Annotated in this window: 24 protein-coding genes; 23 read left to right on the top strand and 1 reads right to left on the bottom strand. The window is 39.1% G+C overall.

Annotation, left to right across the window (positions count from 1 at the left end; genetic code table 11):
• The 12 genes from DES38_RS11360 to tkt all read left to right on the top strand — a co-directional run.
• Positions 1–474, top strand: a 474-nt coding sequence (locus tag DES38_RS11360) for an HAD-IC family P-type ATPase (protein ID WP_146206384.1), incomplete at its 5' end; no start/stop codon positions are given.
• 505 nt (positions 475–979) lie between these two features.
• Positions 980–3,049 (top strand): BglG family transcription antiterminator, encoded by a 2,070-nt coding sequence (locus DES38_RS11355; RefSeq protein WP_110252219.1) that lies wholly within the window; start codon positions 980–982, stop codon positions 3,047–3,049.
• Between the two features lie 20 nt (positions 3,050–3,069).
• The gene (locus tag DES38_RS11350) at positions 3,070–3,549 is read left to right on the top strand and encodes a PTS sugar transporter subunit IIA (protein ID WP_110252218.1); all 480 of its coding nucleotides are present in this window, start codon (positions 3,070–3,072) and stop codon (positions 3,547–3,549) included.
• Position 3,550: 1 nt separating this feature from the next.
• Positions 3,551–3,838 carry a PTS sugar transporter subunit IIB gene (locus tag DES38_RS11345; protein WP_110252217.1) on the top strand — a complete coding sequence of 96 codons (288 nt, stop codon included), beginning with the start codon at positions 3,551–3,553 and terminating at the stop codon, positions 3,836–3,838.
• Positions 3,839–3,904: 66 nt separating this feature from the next.
• Positions 3,905–5,164 carry a galactitol-specific PTS transporter subunit IIC gene (locus DES38_RS11340; RefSeq protein WP_110252216.1) on the top strand — a complete coding sequence of 420 codons (1,260 nt, stop codon included), beginning with the start codon at positions 3,905–3,907 and terminating at the stop codon, positions 5,162–5,164.
• A gap of 125 nt (positions 5,165–5,289) precedes the next feature.
• Positions 5,290–6,321, top strand: a complete 1,032-nt coding sequence (locus tag DES38_RS11335; RefSeq protein WP_110252215.1) for a zinc-binding dehydrogenase — start codon at positions 5,290–5,292, stop codon at positions 6,319–6,321.
• Positions 6,322–6,338: 17 nt separating this feature from the next.
• Complete coding sequence (gene deoC, locus DES38_RS11330; protein WP_110252214.1) at positions 6,339–7,010, top strand: deoxyribose-phosphate aldolase; 672 nt, start codon at positions 6,339–6,341, stop codon at positions 7,008–7,010.
• 17 nt (positions 7,011–7,027) lie between these two features.
• On the top strand, positions 7,028–7,474 hold the full coding sequence (gene rpiB, locus DES38_RS11325) for a ribose 5-phosphate isomerase B (RefSeq protein ID WP_110252213.1): 447 nt from the start codon (positions 7,028–7,030) through the stop codon (positions 7,472–7,474).
• Positions 7,475–7,541: 67 nt separating this feature from the next.
• The gene (locus DES38_RS12040; protein ID WP_170114398.1) at positions 7,542–7,703 is read left to right on the top strand and encodes a hypothetical protein; all 162 of its coding nucleotides are present in this window, start codon (positions 7,542–7,544) and stop codon (positions 7,701–7,703) included.
• A 24-nt stretch (positions 7,704–7,727) separates the two neighbouring features.
• Positions 7,728–8,384 carry a ribulose-phosphate 3-epimerase gene (gene rpe / locus DES38_RS11320; RefSeq protein WP_110252212.1) on the top strand — a complete coding sequence of 219 codons (657 nt, stop codon included), beginning with the start codon at positions 7,728–7,730 and terminating at the stop codon, positions 8,382–8,384.
• A 36-nt stretch (positions 8,385–8,420) separates the two neighbouring features.
• On the top strand, positions 8,421–9,470 hold the full coding sequence (locus DES38_RS11315) for a galactitol-1-phosphate 5-dehydrogenase (RefSeq protein ID WP_110252211.1): 1,050 nt from the start codon (positions 8,421–8,423) through the stop codon (positions 9,468–9,470).
• Positions 9,471–9,544: 74 nt separating this feature from the next.
• Positions 9,545–11,545 carry a transketolase gene (gene tkt, locus DES38_RS11310; RefSeq protein ID WP_110252210.1) on the top strand — a complete coding sequence of 667 codons (2,001 nt, stop codon included), beginning with the start codon at positions 9,545–9,547 and terminating at the stop codon, positions 11,543–11,545.
• A gap of 224 nt (positions 11,546–11,769) precedes the next feature.
• Here tkt and DES38_RS11305 read toward each other — a convergent pair whose 3' ends face one another.
• Positions 11,770–12,699 (bottom strand): sugar-binding transcriptional regulator, encoded by a 930-nt coding sequence (locus tag DES38_RS11305; RefSeq protein WP_110252220.1) that lies wholly within the window; start codon positions 12,697–12,699, stop codon positions 11,770–11,772.
• A 163-nt stretch (positions 12,700–12,862) separates the two neighbouring features.
• Between DES38_RS11305 and DES38_RS11300 the strand changes: the two genes are divergently transcribed.
• The 11 genes from DES38_RS11300 (at position 12,863) to DES38_RS11250 (ending at position 22,188) form a co-directional block, all read left to right on the top strand.
• Positions 12,863–13,690, top strand: a complete 828-nt coding sequence (locus DES38_RS11300) for a class II fructose-bisphosphate aldolase (RefSeq protein ID WP_110252209.1) — start codon at positions 12,863–12,865, stop codon at positions 13,688–13,690.
• 29 nt (positions 13,691–13,719) lie between these two features.
• Positions 13,720–14,412, top strand: a complete 693-nt coding sequence (locus DES38_RS11295) for a triose-phosphate isomerase (protein ID WP_110252208.1) — start codon at positions 13,720–13,722, stop codon at positions 14,410–14,412.
• 19 nt (positions 14,413–14,431) lie between these two features.
• On the top strand, positions 14,432–14,953 hold the full coding sequence (locus tag DES38_RS11290) for a YjbQ family protein (protein WP_110252207.1): 522 nt from the start codon (positions 14,432–14,434) through the stop codon (positions 14,951–14,953).
• 46 nt (positions 14,954–14,999) lie between these two features.
• Positions 15,000–15,521 (top strand): PTS glucitol/sorbitol transporter subunit IIC, encoded by a 522-nt coding sequence (srlA, locus tag DES38_RS11285; protein WP_110252206.1) that lies wholly within the window; start codon positions 15,000–15,002, stop codon positions 15,519–15,521.
• A gap of 57 nt (positions 15,522–15,578) precedes the next feature.
• A complete protein-coding gene (srlE, locus tag DES38_RS11280; RefSeq protein ID WP_110252205.1) occupies positions 15,579–16,601 on the top strand; it encodes a PTS glucitol/sorbitol transporter subunit IIB in 1,023 nt (340 codons plus the stop codon).
• 20 nt (positions 16,602–16,621) lie between these two features.
• On the top strand, positions 16,622–17,869 hold the full coding sequence (locus DES38_RS11275) for an NAD(P)H-dependent oxidoreductase (RefSeq protein ID WP_110252204.1): 1,248 nt from the start codon (positions 16,622–16,624) through the stop codon (positions 17,867–17,869).
• A 97-nt stretch (positions 17,870–17,966) separates the two neighbouring features.
• On the top strand, positions 17,967–18,347 hold the full coding sequence (locus DES38_RS11270) for a transcriptional regulator GutM (protein ID WP_170114397.1): 381 nt from the start codon (positions 17,967–17,969) through the stop codon (positions 18,345–18,347).
• 57 nt (positions 18,348–18,404) lie between these two features.
• On the top strand, positions 18,405–18,767 hold the full coding sequence (locus DES38_RS11265; RefSeq protein ID WP_110252202.1) for a PTS glucitol/sorbitol transporter subunit IIA: 363 nt from the start codon (positions 18,405–18,407) through the stop codon (positions 18,765–18,767).
• Between the two features lie 580 nt (positions 18,768–19,347).
• Complete coding sequence (locus DES38_RS11260; protein ID WP_110252201.1) at positions 19,348–20,583, top strand: EAL and HDOD domain-containing protein; 1,236 nt, start codon at positions 19,348–19,350, stop codon at positions 20,581–20,583.
• A gap of 170 nt (positions 20,584–20,753) precedes the next feature.
• Complete coding sequence (locus DES38_RS11255) at positions 20,754–21,794, top strand: Mrp/NBP35 family ATP-binding protein (RefSeq protein WP_110252200.1); 1,041 nt, start codon at positions 20,754–20,756, stop codon at positions 21,792–21,794.
• A 163-nt stretch (positions 21,795–21,957) separates the two neighbouring features.
• Positions 21,958–22,188: a hypothetical protein gene (locus DES38_RS11250; protein WP_110252199.1), complete on the top strand. Its 231-nt coding sequence runs from the start codon at positions 21,958–21,960 to the stop codon at positions 22,186–22,188.
• Positions 22,189–22,364 lie beyond the last annotated feature (176 nt).

Below are 22,364 nucleotides of genomic sequence, written 5' to 3'. Positions count from 1 at the left end.
CTGACTGGTGATAACCAACAAGTTGCCGATTGGGTAGCTGAACAGTTAGGTTTAGATGACGTCTTTGCGGAAGTGTTACCGCACGAAAAAGCAGATAAAATTAAAGCGATCAAACAACAAGGCTTGAAAGTCGCCATGACTGGCGACGGTGTCAATGATGCCCCAGCGCTCGCCAACGCGGATTTAGGGATTGCGATTGGCGCCGGGACTGACGTTGCGATGGAAACCGCTGACGTCGTCTTAGTCAAAAGTGATCCTAACGATGTTGTTTCGATCTTGTCACTATCAAAAGCAACCTACCGGAAAATGATTCAAAACCTTTGGTGGGCAGCCGGTTACAATATTGTAACGATACCGTTAGCGGCCGGGGTGCTTGCGCCCATTGGCATTGTCCTAAGTCCAGCGATAGGTGCGGTCTTGATGTCCTTAAGTACAGTCATTGTCGCTATTAATGCGCGACTATTAAAAGCATAGAATAATGAGACGCACCATGATTAATATCGGGTGTGTCTTTTTTCTTTATAAGAAAGTGTACTGCCTAAAAGCCTAGAGCTATGTCAAGCGCTAGGCTTTTTGTGTGGAAAAAACTACGCTGCTTATTTGTTTGAAAGCTGTCCGGTTTAGAGAGCGTCGAAATGAAGTCGCAGTCTCATGCCAAATCGATGATGTTTTATCAAATAACAGCATTGCTATATAACAGTGGCGACAAGTCGTCTGTCAAATTCGTGTTATCTTCTTCCCTTATAAACCCTACCTTTCATATATACTTAAAAGGTAGTCCACCACAATTCGTTAGTTTTTACCCCAGTTTCTATTCTGAAAAGAAACATCAGTAAGGTATCCTCAGCCCCTGTGTAATAACAATTTCTTTTTGTAAATCACAATGATGCACAAAAGCTCTTACAACAAGATGGGATGAAAACGGATACAAAACTTGAGTTAGCGGTGATACAATCAAAACATAGAGAGGTGATCAACCATGCAACTTGATGATCGAAGCAATAACTTTATCAATGAGTTGGTTAGTAATCCAAATATTAAGAGCAAGGATTTAGAAAGGAAATATAACTTATCTCGAAGACAAATTGACTATAGTTTCGAAAAAATCAACTACTGGTTGAGTACAAAAAATCTACCTGTAATTGAAAGAACGAGACAAGGTGTGTTTCTTGTAGATCCAGTAACTATTCAAACGTTATCCCCGCAATCAGAGGATGATGCGCAAATGGTTAAAATTTTAAATGAGGATGAGCGTGTTAACACAATTTTATTTATGTTAATTAGTAACTTTGAAGAACTCTCAATTGTGCACTTCACTTCTCAGTTGGAAATCAGTAAAAACACAGTGCTTAGCGACCTTAAGCGCGCGAAACACATTGCTAGTAAATACGATTTAGCTATTCAATATTCAAGACGTGAAGGCTATCTTCTGCAAGGCAAGGAATTCAACATTCGCCGATTACTGCTGAGTCTTGTCCACCTTATGCTCGAGATGAGCAATGGAAAAGAACTAATGGAAAGCATTGCGAGGATTGAACAAACTGAGCTGATTGATATTCGTAACCGAATCGAGATAATTGAAAATGAGTTAGGAATGAAATTCACTGATGAAAAAATTGATATGATGCCATATGTTTTTTCAGTCATATTAAAACGCATTCATGAAGGAAAGCTGATCAAGCAAACGTCAATGGATTATCAACAATTATCAGATACGAAGGAATATCGAGCGACTGAAGGGATTTTAGGAGATGTGGAAGATATTCCATTAGAAGAGCGGTTATATATTACGCTTCATCTTCTTTCAACAAATGTTTATTGGTCAGAGCACCTAACCACAGATGTAATACCTGAATTAACGTTAGCACTCGAAAAGATGTTAACACTGTTTGAAAAGAGTACCTGTATCGTGATTCAAAATAAACCACAGTTGTTGAATAAGTTATTACTACATGTAAAACCGGCCTACTACCGGATTAAGTATCATCTCACCGAAGTCATGGAAATTGAAGATCCAATCAGTGAAGAATTTAAGGAACTGCATCATTTAGTGAAAAAATCGACAGCGCCATTATCGCAGTTTATTGGCGTTAAAGTACCAGATAGTGAAACCGTTTACTTGACGATGTTAATCGGAGGTTGGTTAACGAAGCAAGGTGAAAAAATACAAACCAAAATAAAAGCAATTGTTGTTTGTCCTAAGGGCGTTTCTGTTTCAAGGTTGATGTTTGGTGAACTAAGAGAGTTATTTCCAGAATTCATTTTTCTTGATTCATTATCGATTCGCGCATTTAAAAACTACCAGTTAGATTACGATGTGGTCTTTAGTCCAGTCTACTTAGACACCGAAAAGAAACTATATATTGCTAATTCATTTCTGGGTCAAGAAGAGAAGAGCAGGCTTCGCAAGCAAGTCATGATTGATTTCCACGGCATTGCCTTGCAGGGCTTTAAAATTCGGGACATGAAAGCAATCATCAGCAAACACAGCACCATTCATAATGAAGAATTGTTAATCAAAGACTTATATCATTACATCAATGCATTGAATGATGTCCCGGTAGAGATCTCTGATCCTGCCCCGAGTTACTCATTACGCGATCTCATCAGCAACAGCAACATTAACTTAGTAGATCGTGTGGATGATTGGGAATCAGCGATTCGGTTAGCAGCAACACCACTTATTGAGCAACAGTGCATTACGGAAAATTATATAGAAGCGATGTTGGAGAATTGTACAGACGATCCTTACATCATTATCGGCAAAGGCTTGGCGATCCCACACGCTGGTCCAGAAGATGGCGTCAACCAAACAGCAATGAGTTTATTGCGTATCAAGGAAGGTGTAAAGTTCTCAGAGGATTATACCATCCATGTGGTTGTTGTCATTGCAGCGGTTGACAAAGATAAGCATATTAAAGCTTTGATGCAACTGATGAAATTATCTGCTCATAAGAAAGATATGGAGCAACTTGCGACAGCCAGTGATAGCGAAACAATTGAACAAATCATTGAAAAATATTCAAAAAAAGAAGAGACAGAGAAGTAGAGACTGGGGAGGACATAGACATGAGTAACCTAAATTTTGATGAATCATTAATTCTTAAAGATATTGAAGCGCGTACGAAAGAAGAAGTCATTGGCATGATGGCTAATAATTTAATTGAGAAAAAGTTAGTAAAGGAAAGTTATCGCAATGCTGTTATCCAGCGAGAGCAAGATTTTGCGACGGGATTACCGACCGCGGGTGTGTCAGTTGCCATTCCGCATACAGATATTGAACACGTGAATCAAAAGGCCATCAGCATTGGCATATTAAAAGAACCCGTGTTATTTGAAATCATGGGTGATAGTGAAACGACACCAGTCAAACTCGTGTTTATGTTAGCGATGGATGAAGAACATTCGCAATTAGAGCTCTTACAGCGATTGATGCAGATCTTCCAAGATGCCGACTTTTTAATGTATTTAAGTAATGAAACAGATAAAACTAAAATCAAAGAAAAAGTAACAGCACAATTAGACTTTTCATTGAAGGGAGGTGAATAAGATGAGCAGAAAAAAACAAGTATTAGTAGCATGTGGAGCTGGTATTGCAACTTCAACTGTTGTCAACAATGCAATTGAAGAGATGGCGAAAGAACATAAACTTTCTTTAGACATACAACAGATAAAAATCTCAGAAGTTGGTGGATATGTTGACACAGCAGATTTACTCGTCACGACAGCAATGACCAAAAAAGAATATACATTCCCAGTCATCAATGCGCGAGCATTCCTAACCGGCATTGGCGTAGAAGATACTAAGAAACAAATTTTAGATGAACTAATAAAATAATCGGGAACGCGCTAGGGGTTAGCGTCGTTAAAAAATGTATAAAAGATAAAAGGGGAGAGATGAGAAATGGAAGGTTTTGTTAACGTCATTCAAGGGTTTTTAGGTTTAGGCGCAACCGTAATTTTACCGGTCGCAATCTTTATACTCGGTATTGCTTTTGGTCAGAAACCAAGTAAAGCATTTCGATCCGGTTTAACAATCGGTGTTGCTTTTGTGGGGATCTTCTTAGTTGTAGATCTTCTCGTTAACAACTTAGGACCAGCGGCGCAAGGTATGGTAGAAAGATTAGGGGTAAGCTTAACAGTAATTGATGTTGGTTGGCCAGCGAGCTCTACAATATCATGGGCTTCAGCGGTTGCTGCATTTATTATTCCATTGGGCTTAGTTGTAAATGTGATCATGTTGGTTACAAAAACAACAAAGTGTATGAACGTTGATATTTGGAACTACTGGCACTATACATTCACGGCAGCGATGATTTATGCCGTATCTGGCAGTGTGATTCAAGCCTTAATTGGGGCAGTATTATTCCAAATCGTGTGTTTGAAAGTTGCCGATTGGACAGCACCTATGGTTGCAGATTTCTATGAAATGCCAGGGGTATCCGTCGCAACAGGAAGTACAATTTCTTATGCACCGGGGATTTGGTTAGTTAAGTTACTACAAATCACACCGGGGATTAAAAACTTAAATGCAGATCCAGATTCTATTCAAAAACGGTTCGGTATCTTTGGAGAATCTATCTTCATCGGTCTTGCTTTAGGAACAATCATTGGTATATTAGCTGGGTTTGGTATTGGTGATGTCATAGAAATTGGTATGGCAATGGCTGCAGTTATGGTCTTAATGCCACGTATGGTTAAGATTTTGATGGAAGGTTTAATGCCTGTTTCAGAATCAGCACGTGAATGGTTAAATAAACGATTTGGTCAGAGTGAAATTACGATTGGACTTGATGCAGCTGTACTACTTGGTCATCCATCAGTTATTTCAACAGCACTTATTTTAGTACCAATCACTGTTGTTTTAGCGGTTATTCTTCCAGGGAATGCCTTGTTACCGTTTGGTGACTTAGCAACAATACCGTTTATCGTAGCCTTTATTGTAGGTGCGGCAAAAGGGAACATTGTGCACTCTGTCATCGTTGGTGCAGTATTAATTTCAATCTCATTATATCTAGCAACAGATGTTGCAGGATTGTTTACTCAAATGGCACAAAATGCAAACTTTGATATGCCAGAAGGGTCAGCACAAATTTCAAGTATTGACCAAGGTGGTAACATCGTCAATTACGTGATCTTCAAAATATTCGATATTTTCAACTAACACGTTAACCTATCTATCACTATGTATTTAGTATACCTGCCAATGTTTAAAAATAAGATTGATAGATAGTGTTAATGGCTCGTCTTTAGAAGAGAAAGAATACAAGTCAAGGGGGACAAAAAACCATGAGAGCTTTAGTGAAAACGGAACCAGGATTTGGACATTTAGAGATTCGTGATGTTGAAGAACCAAAAGTTGCGAAAGATCAAGTGAAAATTGAAGTGAAGTACTCAGGGGTATGTGGATCTGATGTTCACATGTATGAGGGAAATTATAGCGTAAAAACACCGGTGACATTAGGCCATGAATTCGCTGGTGAAGTTGTTGAAGTAGGGGAAGGCGTAACAGATTTTAAAAAAGGGGATCGCGTTACCTCGGAAACAACATTTTATGTATGTGGGGAATGCGAATATTGTCAGTCAGAAGACTACAATTTATGTAACTATCGGATAGGTTTAGGTTCAAAGCAAGATGGAGGGTTTACGAAATACCTTGTTGCGCGTAAGGAAAGTGTGCATCATTTACCAGCGCAGGTAGATTATCAATCAGCAGCGCTAACAGAACCACTAGCATGTACACATCATGCAGCTGAAAAAGCTGAAATTAACGAAGGTGATGTGGTCGTTGTTTTAGGACCAGGACCGATTGGACTGCTCCAAGCCCAAGTAGCAAAAACACATGGGGCGACTGTCATCATTACAGGATTAACTAACGATAAAGTAAGGTTAGATAAAGCAAAAGAAATAGGGATTGATCACGCCGTTAATATACAAGAACAAGAAGTAAAAGAACTGGTCCAAGAGTTAACCAATGGCTATGGGGCAGATGTCGTGTTTGAATGCTCAGGCGCGGTACCGGCTGTTAAGATGGGACTTGATCTGCTAAGAAAGAAAGGTCAGTATGTGCAAGTCGGAATTTTTGCAACGCCTGAAATTCCATTTGATTTTGAAAAGGTGATTCAAAAAGAGATAAGGGTAACGGGAAGTCGGAGTCAAAAACCAAGTGATTGGGAGCCGTCATTAGCACTTATGAATGAAAAGAAGGTAGATGCTAAATCATTGATTACCCATAATTTTGACATTACTGAGTGGGATAAAGCTTATGCTGCAATTAAAAGTGGCGAAGCGATAAAAGTTACCTTAACGACAAATGAATAGGGGAAGGGTGTGAAGGTTTGGATATAGAAAAAGTGATTAAAAGCATTGATTATACACTTTTAAAACCAATCGCCACCACAGAAGCGATTACAACATTTTGTGACGAAGCGATTAGTTATGGCTTTCAGACCGTATTTGTGAATCCCTATTATGTTAAATATGCGAGCGATTATCTATCGAAACATGCGATTAAAGTAGGTGCGCCAATTGGGTTCTCACTCGGTGGGATGAAAACTGGAATCAAAGTAGCTGAGACGCAAGAAGCGATCAAAGATGGTGCTCAAGAAATCGATATGCTGATAAATCTTGGCGCTATGAAATCAAAAGATTACCCAGTGGTTAAAAGAGACATTTCAGAGGTGGTAAAAGCCTCTGAAGGTCTCACTACAAAAGTAATCATCGAGACGGGTTTATTAACAGAGCAAGAAAAACGCATCGCATCAGAGTTGATAGTAGAAGCAGGTGCGGACTTCGTAAAAACAGCCACGGGATTTAATGGTGGAGGTGCAACGGTTAGAGATGTGGAAATTATTCGTGGGGTCGTTGGGCCGGAATTTGGTATTAAAGCGGCCGGTGGCATTCGTAGTTTAGCAGATGTAGAAGCTTTAATGTCTGCTGGCGCGAGTCGGATTGGAACGAGCAGTGCCATTGCGATTATCACAGGTGGTCAAACAAATAGCGCCTACTAGGGCAAGGGGGGATTTAGTTGAAATTATTTATCGGCTGTGATCACGGAGGCTATCAATTAAAGAATGAAATCATTTCTGCACTAAATAAGGAGCAGGTTGACATAGAAGATTTAGGTATTCATGAACAGGTATCGACTGATTACGGTCCGATTGCGAAACATGTCGCGGAACTTGTCGTAGAAGATAGCGATGCGCGTGGAATTCTCATTTGTGGAACAGGTATTGGCATGTCGATGATGGCAAATAAAGTACGCGGTGCAAGAGCAGCTGTTGTCCATGATACTTTTTCTGCAGAGGCAACACGGAGCCATAACGATGCTAATATTCTTTGTTTAGGTGAGCGGGTGATTGGGCCAGGTTTAGCAATCAAAATCGTTGAAACGTGGCTTCAAACCCCGTTTGCAGGTGGGCGACATCAACGCCGCGTTGATTACATTAAGAACTATGAAGGAAAAGACGAGTAGGACAGTAAAGTAGCGGATAACTGACGAGACAGACGTTTGAAAAGTCGAGGTTCAGGGAGGGATTAACATGGTAGAAGCATTTTTAGATTTTGCATTAGGACCATATGGACGTGCAGTAGGTAGATGGTATTTTGAGAATCAAGGAATCTTAAATACGATTGTTGTCTTAGTAGCAATGGGTTCATTGTTTTTAAAATATAAAAAAACGGCACATGTCACACAAGAATAAATGGTGAGGTTTGGAGGAGAAGCAATGATTAAATTAGCGCCATCAATTTTAGCAGCCGATTTTTCACGACTCGGTGAGGTGATCAAAGAAACCGGTGAAAGTGAGGCAGATCTTATCCATATTGATGTTATGGATGGTCAATTTGTGCCGAACATCACTTTAGGAGCAGATATTGTAAAGGCAATCCGACCTTATACAGATAAACCATTCGATGTCCATCTTATGGTCGATCATCCGGATCGGTTTATCGACCAATTCGCCGATGCAGGTGCAGATATCATCACCGTACATGTAGAAACATGCGCACATCTACACCGAACGATACAGATGATTAAAAGTAGAGGGATCAAGGCAGGTGTCGTTTTAAACCCTGCAACACCAGTGGATAGCATTGACCCAATTTTAGCTGAACTGGATATGGTGCTATTAATGAGTGTTAATCCTGGATATGGTGGTCAAGTATTTATCCCTAGCACACTCGATAAAATCAGACAATTACGTCGTAAAATTGCTAACTTAAGTTTAGATATCGATATTGAGATTGACGGTGGTGTCAATAAAGACAATGTAAAAGCAATTCTTGATGCAGGAGCAAATGTTATTGTAGCAGGTTCGGCGATTTACCGAGATGCAGACATTAAGACAAGTATTCAAACATTTAAACAAGGGATGAGGAAATAACAGTAGTGGTGACTGAGTCATGGGGGATGATAAAAGGTGAAATCACTGAAATTATACGGAAAACGTGACATTCGGTATGAAGAAGCAACAAAACCAGCGATAGAAAAACAAGACGACGTGATTGTGAAAGTGAAAGCTGTAGGGATTTGCGGTTCTGATATTTCGCGGTATATGAAATTGGGACCCTACGAAGAGGGAATGATCTTTGGTCATGAATTCTCAGGCGTTGTTGAGAAAGTTGGGCGAGCAGTTGTGCAGCTAAAACCCGGGGACCGGGTGACAGGTTGTCCAGCTCTTTATTGTGGGAAGTGTGAAAGTTGTAAGAAAAGTGAGTATGCAAGGTGTGAGAAATTAACAGTGATTGGTTCAACATACCCGGGTGCCTTTGCAGAGTATGTAAAACTTCCTGCGGAAAACTTTGTTAAAATACCAGCTGACGTGGACTTTGATGCAGCTTCAATGGTCGAGCCTTCATCAGTTGTTATTCATGGGTTGTATAAAACAATGATGCATCCGGGTGCGGAAGTAGCGATTATGGGTTCAGGTAATATTGGCTTGCTAGCTGTCCAATGGGCAAATATTTTTGGGGCGAAAAAGATATATGCCATCGATATTGATAACGAAAAACTGGCCATCGCAAAGGCATTAGGTGCAAGCGCGACAATAAATCCTAAAGACGGTCCGGTTCATGAACAGTTGATGACGCTAACCGAAGGGCGAGGAGTTGATGTGGCGGTTGAAGCTGCTGGGTCGATTGTTACGTCGGCACAAGTTTTTTCTTTGTGTAAAAAAGGTGGATCGGTTGTGTTCTTAGGTATCCCTTACGGCGATGTAAACGTTGAACGTTTTTATTTTGAGAAAATTGTCCGTAATGAGTTAAAAGTATATGGATCTTGGAATGCCATTTCGGCGCCGTTCCCCGGTAAAGAATGGGAGACCTCGCTACAGTTTATGGCTTCAGGACAGTTAAAAGTTGATGGATTAATTACACATCGATTGTCTTTAAAAGAAGGACCGGAAATTTTCGAACAGATAGCAAATAAAGTGCCCGGGATAGGTAAAGTGATTTTTTACCCGGAAATTTAAGCGCTAAGGTCGAGTAGCCGAAGGTGAAAACGAGTGATTAGTGACTAAATTAAAATAAAGAGGAGAAAATAATAATGAATAAAACGATTGATCAATTAGCTATAAGTACCATTAGAACATTAAGTATTGATGCGATTGAAAAAGCAAAATCAGGTCATCCTGGCATGCCGATGGGGGCTGCACCGATGGCTTATTCGCTATGGACCAGCCACATGAAACATAATCCCTATAATCCGTATTGGCTAAATAGAGACCGGTTTGTCTTATCGGCAGGTCATGGATCAATGTTGTTATATAGCCTGTTACACTTATCTGGTTATGGACTTAGCATTGATGACCTTCAATCATTTAGACAGTGGGATAGTAAAACACCAGGGCACCCAGAGTATGGTCATACGCTAGGGGTTGATGCCACAACGGGACCGCTAGGACAAGGGATTGCAAGTGCTGTCGGCATGGCGATGGCAGAAGTGCATTTAGGTGCAAAATATAATCGTGATCAATTTGATATTATCGATCATTATACGTATGCGATTTGTGGTGATGGTGATCTGATGGAAGGTGTATCGTCCGAAGCAGCGTCATTAGCTGGACATCTTGGATTAGGAAAGCTTATTGTCCTTTATGATTCAAATGATATTTCTTTAGATGGTGATTTGGATCGGTCTTTTTCTGAGGATGTGGAAAAACGCTATCAAGCCTATAAATGGCAAGTTATCCGGGTAGAAGACGGCAATAACCTTGATGAAATCTCGGCTGCAATTGAACAAGCCAGAACAAATCTAGAACAACCAACGCTAATTGAAGTCAAAACGACCATCGGCTTTGGTTCACCAAATAAAGGGGGTTCATCAAGTTCTCATGGTGCACCACTAGGTAGTGATGAAGCAAAATTAACAAAAGATTTCTATAAATGGACGTTTGATAAAGACTTCCATGTACCGGATGAAGTGTATCAATATTTTGAAGACGAAGTTAAATCAAAAGGTGAGCAAAGTGAAGCGGATTGGGAAAAACAATTCAGTGCATATAAGAGACAATATCCTGGACTTGCTCTTGAGTTAGAAGACAATCTTGATGAGGTACTACCGGAGAATTGGGACAGTGCTTTACCGAAATATGAAGCAGGCACTTCGGTATCAACACGTGAAGCATCAGGAAAAACAATTAACTACTTAGCAGAAACATTGCCAAACTTATTCGGGGGTTCCGCAGACTTAGCCGGATCGAATAAAACATCAATTAGCAATGAAGAAGATTTCTCTAAAAATAATTATGCCGGTCGCAACATTTGGTTTGGGGTAAGAGAATTTGCGATGGGTGCTGCTCTAAATGGTATCGCTTTACATGGTGGATTGAAAACATATGGTGGGACGTTCTTCGTCTTCTCAGATTATTTAAGACCAGCCATTCGCTTGGCTGCAATAATGAATTTACCAGTCACCTATGTGTTTACGCACGATAGCATTGCAGTAGGGGAAGATGGTCCAACGCATGAGCCGATTGAACAACTGGCATCCCTGCGCGCTATGCCAAATCTATCCATCATTCGTCCTGCGGATGGTAACGAAACGTCAGCGGCATGGAAATTAGCGATTGAATCAAAGAATAAGCCGACGGGTCTCGTACTATCAAGACAAAACCTACCTATATTAGATGGTGCAACCGAGAATAGTTATGAGAAGGTAGCTAAAGGTGGGTACATTATTTCGCCAGCTCAAGGCGAAACCGCAGATGTAATTTTACTTGCATCCGGTTCAGAAGTGAGTTTAGCGGTCGAGACACAACAACAATTACGTGATGACAACATTGATGCCAGTGTTGTAAGTATGCCTTCATTTGATCTGTTTGAAGCACAGTCAAGTGACTATAAAGAAACTGTCTTACCTAGAAATGTTGTGAAGAGAGTGGCAATCGAAACAGCAGCCTCTTTCGGGTGGGACCGTTATGTGGGTCTTGATGGGAAAGTGATCGGACTTGATCGATTTGGGGCTTCAGCTCCTGGCGATGTATTAATGGAGAAATTCGGATTTACGGTTGAAAATATCGCAGCGAAAGTCAAGGCGATGTTTTAAAACAGATAGTTAAGCTCACTTGAGAATAAGTGATTAGATTTAATCAAGTAAGTTAATAAGAAGGATGCTGAAATTCTTAAATGAATTACAGCATCCTTTTTGGGTTGTCTTCATCTAAAGGACTTACCAATTACCCTTGTCAAGCTGTCTTACCTATATGTGCGGCAGGTGTCAGTGAAAGGGTGAAGCTATTTTTATGGGGGCGTATCAAGGTAGTAACAACATTAAATTAATCCGTTCGCAATATCTGTATCAATGATGAGGTGATTGATGAACCCTTTGTTTAAAAGTGCCTTAATACTTGGTATTTTCTCTTCACCAGAGGCAACAACGAGAACTTCTTTTACCATTTCTAAATCTTCGAGTTTTATCCCCAACATCCGATCAGAAATTGGTGTAGAAACAGATGTACCATTTTCATCAAAAAAAGTCGCTAGAACATCTCCAATAATCGGGGAGGAGCGGATTGATTTTTTCTCTTCGGAAGTAATATAACCTAACCTTTGATAAGTCGATGTTTCAGCTGGATTACCGACGCCGGTAATTGCTAAATCGACATTCTTTCCTTGATCATAAATTTCTTTCACCAAGTTTGTTGATTCGAAGGTGTCTTTTACTTCGATACTTTCAGCAAACGCAGGGGCATAAAAATAATTAACCCCGCAATTGTATTTTTCAGCTAGTTGGAAAGCGAGGTGATTAGAATGGAATTTAACATCGCTGATACCAAAGCCGCCCATTAGGGGGGTGATTTTTAAATGGTTGAAGTTTGTGTGAGATGCAGCATGGACAAACTCATACATAGTAGTTCCCCAACCAATCCCTAATGTTTGAATTTCAGGCGCAATTTGTTCGATGAAATCAGCACATAAACTTCCTACTAGGTTTTTGTTCGTAAGAGCACCGTAAGATTGTGGTGCGATATAGACGTTATCCAAGTTATATTTTGTTGCGATTTCATCCTGTTGTTTATTGGTGTTCATTTTGGAATGTTGAATGGTGATTCTAACGATGCCTCTATCTCTAGCTTCCTTTAATAGGTTAGATACGGTTGGTCTTGAAATTTTCAACCGTTTTGCAATAGTAGTTTGGGTCAAATTTGATTCATAATATAATGTGGCTACTTTTAAGAGTAAACTATCTCGATTTAACATTTGGAAACCTTCCTTCATAATTAATCAACCTAGAAAAAATGTTTTTTTACATTTGTAAAGTGTAATAAAAAAAGTAAATGAAAGCGTTGACATTGTTGTGGCTATTGAATAGTATACTTTATATAATACTTTAATACAAGAACTCAACGGGAGGGAGAATGAATTGTTAGTTAACTCTAAAGAAATACTTTTAAGAGCAAAACATGAAAATTTTGCTGTGCCAGCTACGAACTTTATTGATTTAGATTCTGCTAGAACATTTGTCGGGGTTGCAGAAGAAAGAGGCTTACCACTTATATTACCATTCGCGCAATCACATAAGGAAATCCTTTCTTTAGAAGAAGCAACTATGATTGGTAAGTATTTTGCAGAGAAAGCAACTGTACCAATAATCCTCCATTTAGATCATGGTGAGGATGAAGCGTTTATTCACAAAGCGATAGAATTAGGATTCACTTCGGTGATGATTGACGCTTCTAGAAAAAGCTTTGAGGACAACATTGCGGTAACAAAAAGAGTTGTGGAATACGCACACAAATTTAATGTAACGGTAGAAGCAGAATTAGGGCATGTTGGCGCAAACGATACATCGGAATCTAGTGAAATAACATCATCAGTATTCACCGAAGTGGAAGATGTGATTGAATTTGTTGATCAAACGGGGGTGGATTCTCTAGCGGTATCAATTGGAACAGCCCACGGTGTCTACAAGGGAACACCTAAGCTAAACTTTGAGCGATTGATTGAAATTAATCAAATGGTTGAGATTCCTTTAGTATTGCACGGAGGATCTTCTACCGGAGATGAAAACTTAAGAAAGAGTGCCATGAATGGGATGTCAAAGATAAATATTTTCACAGATTTCCTAACGGGTGCGATGAAAGAAATTAATCAATCACAACCTAAAGATTACCTCGAACTAAAAAAACGCGCCAATGTGGGCATGACTAGAGTTTTAGAACATTATTATGAAGTCTTTCAAACAAAATAAAAAGCAGTATAGCAGAAAGGAGACACATAATGTCAAAACCTATAATCAAAAAGCCGTTCTTTGTGTTTAATCCTAAGTCTTATCTTTATGGTAATGCGTTACTAGAACTTGCAAATGTGGCGGATCATTTAGCAGAGAAATATCCAATCTCAATATTTGTTACAGCGCCATTTGCTGATCTATCTGCCATATCTAAAAGCACGTCTAAAATTATAGTAACAGCTCAGCATATGGATGGGATTGAACCAGGAAGAGGAATGGGGCAGGTGTTACCTGAATCGCTTCATTACGCAGGAGCCCGAGCAACATTTTTAAATCATGCAGAACATCCGATGACCCTTTCAAATCTGAGTAAAGCGATTATTCAAGCGCAAAAATTAGGAGTTTTAACGATTGCCTGTGCAGATTCAACGCAAGAAGCCAAAGCAATAGCAGAATTAAAACCTGACATTATCTTATGTGAGCCAACCGATTTGATTGGGACAGGAAAGACCAGTGATGAGAACTATATAAATGAAACGAATGAGGCGGTAAAAGGAATCGATAGTGAAATATTAGTTATGCAAGCTGCAGGGATTAGTACAGCTAACGATGTATTTAGAACGATAGAACTGGGTGCTGACGGTACGGGCTGTACAAGCGGAATCGTCAAGAACCAAGATCCAAAGCAAATGTTGATTGATATGGTAGAAGCCGCAATGCACGCTGCAAATACACAATAAAGGAAGGAGGTAAAGTAAGATGGCTGTTTTTAAAAAGCAAATATTGTTGGAGACAAAAGAAGGAAAGGTCTCCTATGTGGACATTACGCTAGAAGTTAAACAAGCAATTGAAGAAAGTGACATCAAAAGCGGCATATGTACGGTAATATCACCACATACAACGTGCTCAGTCTTCTTTGAAGAATTTGCACACGATATAAATGAAGCGGGTGATGAATCATTACAGGAAGATTTAAATACGGTCTTAGAAAAAATAATACCTGACCACACATCGAGTGAGACTTATGTGTATCCAGGAGAAGAACATTACAAGGCTGTAGAATCTTGGCCAAATGCACAAGAGTATTTGCCTGATGGAGACAGAAAAGCACTTTGGAATGGCGATGCACATTTAAAGTCTACTATCTTAGGATCAAGTGAAACTTTCGAAGTGGAAAATGGGAAGTTGGCTGTAGGAAGTACAGGATATATTTACTTTGTAGATTTCGATCAAACAAGAGAGAGAACGAGAAAATGTAACATTTTAATTATCGGGGAATAATTATTTGAGAAATAAACTATAAGTACTTTAAAAGGGGAGAAAGTATATGAAGGCTATAGAATGGTTTGGTACACACTTTATTCAGTTGTTTCAAGCGGGGGCAGATGTATTTATGGGATTTATGACAGGCATTATCCCATTACTTATTGTCCTGTTAACATTCACTAATTCAATGATTGCTTTGATTGGTCAAGACCGCGTAGATAGAGCAATCAGAAAAAGCGCAAAATATACGTTGTTGAGGTATACAGTCATGCCAATACTATCTGTGTTATTACTTACAAACCCAATGGCTTATACGTTTGGTAAGTTTCTAAAAGAGGAACAAAAACCTGGATTTTATGATGCAGCAGTTAGTTTTGTCCATCCAGTTACAGGGTTATTCCCGTATGCAAATGCTGGAGAACTATTTGTTTACTTAGGTATTGCTAACGGGGTTATGCAAGCTGGATTTGATCAAGGGAGTTTAGCTGTTCGATACTTTCTGGTAGGTATTGTTGTTATCTTCATTAGAGGTTTTGTTACCGAACGTATTACCAAGATATTAATTAAGAAGGCAACAATATAAATTGTCTTTATGGTAGTAACGAAAATACAGACTAATTTAAAAGGCGGGTAGATAAAAATGACTCAACAATATAAACGCGTTTTTGTAGAAAAAGGTCAAGGGGGTTGGGGGAATGGATTAACTATTGCCCCGACGGAAGCGAAAAATAAGATAGTATCAGTTACTGGTGGGGGCATTCATCCAGTTGCAAAAAAAATAGCCGAATTATCTGGTGGAGAAGTTGTTGACGGTTTCAAGCATGCCGTGCCTGAAGAAGAAATTGCTGTAGCGATTATTGACTGTGGTGGTACCGCGAGAATTGGTGTTTATCCTATGAAGGGAATTTTAACCGTAGATGTTCTCGCTTCTTCACCTTCAGGACCGCTAGCTAAACACATTACGCCTGAAAACTTTGTTTCTGGCGTTAAACCGAAAAACGTTTCGTTAGAAGGTCAGTCTAGCGCTGCTGATAGTGATGCAGGACAAGCAGAGGAAGCGCCAAGAGAAAGCAAAGAAGCGTTTAAAGAAAAGTATAAACAAGTAAAAGAAGAGCATAATCAAGAACGCGCACAGAGCCAAAACATATTAATCCGTTTCTCACGCGGAATAGGGAATGTTATGGGTGTATTCTATCAAGCAGGTAGAGATTCTGTGGACATGTTACTCAAGAATATCATACCTTTCATGGCTTTTATCAGTATGCTGATTGGTATTATTAATTATTCAGGAATCGGTGATGTGATTGCAAATCTATTAGCACCACTATCTGGATCGATATTTGGATTCGTCATCATTGCTTTCATTGCAAGCTTGCCATTCCTATCACCGATTCTTGGACCAGGGGCAGTTATTGCTCAAGTTGTCGGTGTCTTAATAGGGTCACAAATTGCGGTGGGAGCTATCCCAGTCACTTATGCTCTACCAGCTTTGTTTGCAATTAATGCACAAGCAGGGTGTGACTTTATCCCAGTTGGTTTGTCGTTGGGAGAAGCGGATCCTAAAACAGTTGAAGTTGGTGTTCCAGCAATTTTATATAGCCGTGTCATCACGGGTGCATTATCAGTCGTTATCGCTTGGGTGTTCAGCTTTGGTATGTATTAAAAAAACAGGGGGAAATTTAAATGACATTATACGGTAAATTAAGAAAAAGAGAAAATGAAAAGAATCCAATTAAAGTAGGAGTTATTGGTGCTGGTCAAATGGGAAGAGGCATGATTGCTCAAATCTCTACTATTCCAGGCATGATTGTAACAGGAGTTAGTGATATTAATATCGATGCAGCGAATAAAGCAGCAGAAGAATTCAATAAATCTTCAAAGGAAGAAATTAACATTAAAACAAGTACAAGCTTTAAGGATATTATTCATAGTGATGAGGTTGAAGTTGTCGTTGAAGCAACTGGGGTTACAGAAGTTGGCGCACAGGTCACCTTTGAAACGTTATTGGCAAAGAAACACTTGGTCTTAATTAATGTAGAAATTGATATTACCATTGGTTCGCTCATGCGTAAGTTATTTAATGCAGCTGATTTAGTTTACACGGGATCAGACGGAGATGAGCCAGCAGCGATAGTTGAGCTATATGAATTTGCAAAATCGATGGGAATGGAAGTATTAGTCGCAGGTAAAGGAAAGAATAACAAGTTAAAGATCACGGCGAACCCAGATACTGCTAAAGAAGAGGCTGATTCTAAGGGGATGAATCCTCATATGTTAGCTGCTTTCCAGGATGGTACAAAAACCATGGCTGAAATGAATTTACTGTCCAATGCTATTGGCTATGTACCCGATGTCGTAGGGATGCACGGAATATCAGGGGATTTAGATAGTACTGTCGATAAGTTAAGGCTAAAAGAAGACGGCGGGGTACTGAATGATTACGGAGTTGTTGAATATGTAGATGGATTGGCGCCTGGTGTGTTTGTAATTGTTAAGGGGCAAAACGAAGGTGTGACAGAAGAGATGAACTATCTAATGAAAAAAGGAGATAAAGACCATCACATCTTATACCGTCCATACCACTTAGCTAGTTTAGAGACACCACTTACCATCGCCAAAGCAGTCTTGGAGCATGATCATGCAATAGCACCTGAAGGTCCTCCAGTTTCTGATACGGTCGCAGTTACGAAAAAAGCTATCAAAGTAGGGGAACCTGTGGATGGTATTGGAGGATATTGTGTAAGAGGTGTGATTGAAAAACATGCAGATGTTCTTGAGAAGGGACATATTCCAATTGGTTTAGTAACAGGGAAAGTGGTTGCAAAACGTGATATTCCTGAAGGTGCCTTTATTACTGAGGACGACGTTGATCTGGACAAAAGCACCACGGTATACAAGTTACGTGAGTTGCAAAACCAAATGATTGGTTAGAAGGAGTAAATGTTTTAGAATGATTTAAATTAGTTGACTCTTCTGATAGAATGAATTTATCAGAAGAGTCTTACTACTATGGAGAGGGGAGTGTAAAGTGAAAGAACTTGCCATTCTTGCTACCGTTATAATTTTTTTTCAATTCTTGTTAAGTCTATATCAAATACAGTATTACAATAAATTTTTGAAGACACTAGTTAAGAAATATTCAGCAGACAGTGGCTACACATTAGTGACAGATGTTACAAAAAGAAAAGTTAGATCTGTTGTTTTAGCAATAGTATTTGATCAAGAAGATCAAATTATCGAAGCTTATTATTTTGATGGTTCATCAATATTCTCAAAATTCAAGACTATCAAGTTGTTAGAAAGACAATACATTTCCGAAGCGTTAATATTGAAAACGAAGTCAATTAAAAGCAAGCTAGTGTCTAAAGCTATTGAAGACTTTTTGAATAAAAGACTAGAGAAAGCATAAGTCGAACAAAAAACTTAGCTTTAGAAGATGATTGATGTATGGGGAGGATGTAGAGAGATGGATATTAAATTAAAGGTAACAAACATCGGAGAAATGGTAGAAGCTTTTGGAGAAGAGAATTTACTTATTTTATTTGGTCCAAAAGCAACAAATGAATTAAAGCCAATTAGTGTGATGCATGAATTTCAAGAAGACCCAGAAGGGGATTTTCTGAAACCGGGAACGTTGATTACAATTAATGATGAAACCTTTACGATAACACAAGTAGGTAGTGCTGCTAATGATAACTTTAACGAGTTAGGCCATGTATCCATTTACTTTAAAGAGAACGTTGAAGAATTATTACCTGGAGCTGTTCAAGCAGAACCTGAGGGATTTCCTGATATTAAGGAAGGCGACATCATCACATTCACAAATTAATATTTTGTACGCGGGCAAACGTATGGATTAAAAAAACTTTCAGGGAACATTTTTCTATGTTAATGATGCGTTGGTTTTAGGCGTGATGGGGTAACGTACAGGCGCTCGAAGAAAAAACCTTGTGTTTTCATTGTACTGAATGAATGCGGTACACAGTGAAATAGCAATGCAAATATAGCGATTTATAATTAGTTATAGTGAAAGTAAACTGAAAAAGATTTGATCCAAAAGGATTTTACATTGGTCTTAACAATGTCAAAATCCTTTTTCTATTTCATAACGAAAGACTTTGGTTTGCCACGACCTGTTTGTAGCGAATATGATTTTGTATAGAAGTATTTGAGTCAAGTGAAAGTCATTCCGTTGGACATACCAACCTAGTTGATATACATTAATAATGACTAGGTCTAATGATTCATTATTATGAATAAAATGGATGACAAATTCATCAAATCCTTTGGTTTTTATGTTAAACTATTAACATTGACCTAAGATTGGCGATATAATAGGAAATGAATTTACATAAATAAAGTTCAGATAGTCTAATAATCATTGCGCAATAGATGGGGTGGGGTTTGGTGTGAGTAAAGTATTGCTAGCGAAACAACCGATCTTAGATCGGAATCGGACGTTATTTGGATATGAGTTGTTATATCGTACAGAAGATGTTGATCAAGTATGGGATGGTGAACTTGCTACAGTTGAGGTGATGATCAATGCGTATTTAAATATTGGCATCGAGCAGTTGGCTGGTCATTACCCTGTGTTTATTAATTTCACTGAAAATCTCTTAACTGAGAAGCACTTGGCGAAATTTGCACCGAAAGATATTGTGATTGAATTACTTGAAGATATTGAGTTAACAGAAACAGTAAAGAGAAGCATTAAGCAATTAGCAGAAGAAGGTTACCGGATGGCACTGGATGACGTAACGCCCGCGCTTTATCGAAGGTGGCATGAAGCGGGCGTAATGAAATATTTAACTTATGCTAAAGTCGATTTTATGGAAACAAAGGAAGCATTTCGGCGGAAAGATTTAGCAGATACGATAAAAAAACGGTACCCAAGTGTGTCTCTAATTGCTGAAAAAGTTGAAACTTTAGATGAATTTGATGAAGCTGTTGCTTCTGGTTATCATTTGTTTCAAGGGTTTTTCTTTATGAAACCAGAGTTAATGGAGAGTTTTGAAATACCAGCGTACTATTTAACCTATATTGATTTAATTAAAGAAATCGACCGAATGGATTTTCAATTGTTAAAATTCGCAGGTAAAATTCAAAATGATTTATCACTATCTTATAAGCTGTTGAAGTTAATCAATTCACCTGCGTACCGTCGCATCGGTCGAATTAATTCGATCGAACGTGCGGTTGTGTTATTAGGTCAAGCGGAATTAAAGAAGTGGTTATACATCTTAGCTTTGCGAGATAGTTTACAACACCCAGCCCTAAAAGGTGTAGATGCATTGGTGAAAAGTTCTTATTACCGAGCGAAAATGTGCGAAAATCTCGCTGAAATACTTGTCCCAGAGAAAAAGCAAGAAGCGTTTCTTGTTGGCTATTTCTCACAGCTTCCAGCTATTCTTCGCCAACCACAAGATCAGTTAATGGCTGCCCTTTCGCTTGATGAAATTATTGAAGATGCACTAAATAATCAAGAGAATGCTTTAACGGACTTATACCGACTTACCGTTGCATATGAACGCGTAGATTGGCCGTCTGTTGAAATTTTAACTGAAAAACTTGGGCTTGATGATGAAACGGTTTTTCAAGCATACCGTGACGCAAATCAGTGGATCTATACGTTGTTTGATTAAAGCTCAACAATTGTTGAGCTTTTTTGGTTGCGTTGTTTTTTCTAAATATTTGCGAGACCCCCCTATCTTAATTGCCCGACTTATGATGTCATATACTTGAGTAAACCATCATTCGAATGTATGCTAAGGATATATAAGTGAAAGTGTTCGAACAGAAAGGAAGCGTTACGTTGATTACAAAACAACAAGTCATGACAATTTTACGTCCAGTTAAGGACCCATATATTCATAAGCGTCTGCACGAGATGAATGGAATTAAAGCAGTTCACGTAGATGAGGAAACAGGAAAAGTGAAAGCGGAGCTCCAGCTGGCTCAAATCGGTACCCAAGCTCAGAAACAACTTTATGAAGAACTTGTTGAAAAACTGAAATTGATTGGTGCAACCGAAGTCGTGTTGCAGTTTGGTCTGCTACCGGAAGAAGAATTAAACAAGTATCCGGTTTATAAGACAAAGCGATCACCACTTTTAAATGGTGAAACAGATACAGAATTTCTGGCGATCGCTAGTGGCAAAGGCGGGGTCGGGAAATCCACGGTTACCGTTAATCTAGCGGTGGCACTTGCACGTCTGGGTAAGAAAGTAGGGATCATTGATGCGGATATTTATGGTTTTAGCGTGCCAGCAATGATGGGGGTTACGACAAAACCAACGCTTAAAGGGAATCAAATTATCCCAGTGGAAGCGTATGGTGTAAAAGTGATGTCGATGGATTTTTTTGTCGAAGATAATGAGCCGGTAATATGGCGAGGCCCGAGACTGGGTAAAATGTTAAATAGTTTTTTTATCGAAGTTGAGTGGGGTGAACTGGATTACTTATTGTTAGATTTACCACCAGGTACTGGAGATATGGCATTAAATGTCCACACAACTATTCCCACTTCTAAAGAGATCATTGTAACAACACCGCATAAAACAGCGGCATACGTTGCGTCACGTGCTGGAAAGATGGCAATTAATACAAATCACGATATTATTGGTGTGATTGAAAACATGGCCTATTTTGAGAGTCAATTGACGGGTGAAAAAGAATATGTCTTTGGACGAGGTGGCGGTCAATCGTTAGCTGATATGCTTGGTGTATCACTATTGGCGCAGCTTCCATTAACACAACCTAATGATCAAAACGAGGGCGCCTCTGTATATCAAGAAGATGAACCAACAGCAGAGGCTTATCAACGGATTGCGAAAGCGGTAATTGATTTTAAATAGAAGTTATTAGCGGTTATTGAATAGATGAAAGACACACACCTAGTTGCAGACATTATTAATGGCGGCTAGGTGTTTGTTCTGTTTATCCAGCGGCGTTTCAAATGAATGGTGTAGGGGAAAAGATATACGGAAATAACAGCGTTTAAGAAATGGGGCGATGATTATGCTGGGATTAATGGTCTCAGAAGCTGAGATGGAAGAGTTAAAGTATCTCGTGAGACGAGAAATGGAAGAAATCCTTTTTGACAGCGAAGACCCACGCATTGACGAGCGAATCAAGGAGACGTTGCAGACACGTTATCAAGTGTTGTTTCAACTATTAAAGCGCATTGGTACTGAACAAGATGTGATGCCATATTTACCTCGATATAACAAAAACATAGTAAATACCTGAATTGTAAAATCAAATGCATAAACTTTTTTGAATATATCCCAATATATTCAAAAATCTATACTTATACTATTTTAATCGATGCGGATGCTTGATTTTTATGCTATACTAGCCACCGCCTTGCGGCGTGCTCTTGACGTAAGTGCCTCTTCTTAGTGAGTCATTTGTTGGGTTCGGGG

The organism is Streptohalobacillus salinus, from assembly GCF_003201605.1.
GTDB classification, from domain to species: Bacteria; Bacillota; Bacilli; order Bacillales; family Amphibacillaceae; genus Streptohalobacillus; species Streptohalobacillus salinus.
The sequence above is the reverse complement of the archived record's forward strand: the minus strand, read 5'-3'. Positions and strand labels throughout refer to the sequence as shown.

Excerpts from the sequence above, each read along its gene's own strand:
- rpe (WP_110252212.1), top strand. The coding sequence starts at position 7,728 with ATGATTAAATTAGCGCCATCAATTTTAGCAGCCGATTTTTCACGACTC.
- DES38_RS11265 (WP_110252202.1), top strand. The coding sequence starts at position 18,405 with ATGGATATTAAATTAAAGGTAACAAACATCGGAGAAATGGTAGAAGCT.
- DES38_RS11275 (WP_110252204.1), top strand. The coding sequence starts at position 16,622 with ATGACATTATACGGTAAATTAAGAAAAAGAGAAAATGAAAAGAATCCA.
- DES38_RS12040 (WP_170114398.1), top strand. The coding sequence starts at position 7,542 with ATGGTAGAAGCATTTTTAGATTTTGCATTAGGACCATATGGACGTGCA.
- tkt (WP_110252210.1), top strand. The coding sequence starts at position 9,545 with ATGAATAAAACGATTGATCAATTAGCTATAAGTACCATTAGAACATTA.
- DES38_RS11355 (WP_110252219.1), top strand. The coding sequence starts at position 980 with ATGCAACTTGATGATCGAAGCAATAACTTTATCAATGAGTTGGTTAGT.
- DES38_RS11335 (WP_110252215.1), top strand. The coding sequence starts at position 5,290 with ATGAGAGCTTTAGTGAAAACGGAACCAGGATTTGGACATTTAGAGATT.
- DES38_RS11305 (WP_110252220.1), bottom strand. The coding sequence starts at position 12,699 with ATGTTAAATCGAGATAGTTTACTCTTAAAAGTAGCCACATTATATTAT.
- DES38_RS11350 (WP_110252218.1), top strand. The coding sequence starts at position 3,070 with ATGAGTAACCTAAATTTTGATGAATCATTAATTCTTAAAGATATTGAA.
- srlA (WP_110252206.1), top strand. The coding sequence starts at position 15,000 with ATGAAGGCTATAGAATGGTTTGGTACACACTTTATTCAGTTGTTTCAA.
- DES38_RS11340 (WP_110252216.1), top strand. The coding sequence starts at position 3,905 with ATGGAAGGTTTTGTTAACGTCATTCAAGGGTTTTTAGGTTTAGGCGCA.
- DES38_RS11290 (WP_110252207.1), top strand. The coding sequence starts at position 14,432 with ATGGCTGTTTTTAAAAAGCAAATATTGTTGGAGACAAAAGAAGGAAAG.
- DES38_RS11295 (WP_110252208.1), top strand. The coding sequence starts at position 13,720 with ATGTCAAAACCTATAATCAAAAAGCCGTTCTTTGTGTTTAATCCTAAG.
- DES38_RS11250 (WP_110252199.1), top strand. The coding sequence starts at position 21,958 with ATGCTGGGATTAATGGTCTCAGAAGCTGAGATGGAAGAGTTAAAGTAT.
- DES38_RS11345 (WP_110252217.1), top strand. The coding sequence starts at position 3,551 with ATGAGCAGAAAAAAACAAGTATTAGTAGCATGTGGAGCTGGTATTGCA.
- srlE (WP_110252205.1), top strand. The coding sequence starts at position 15,579 with ATGACTCAACAATATAAACGCGTTTTTGTAGAAAAAGGTCAAGGGGGT.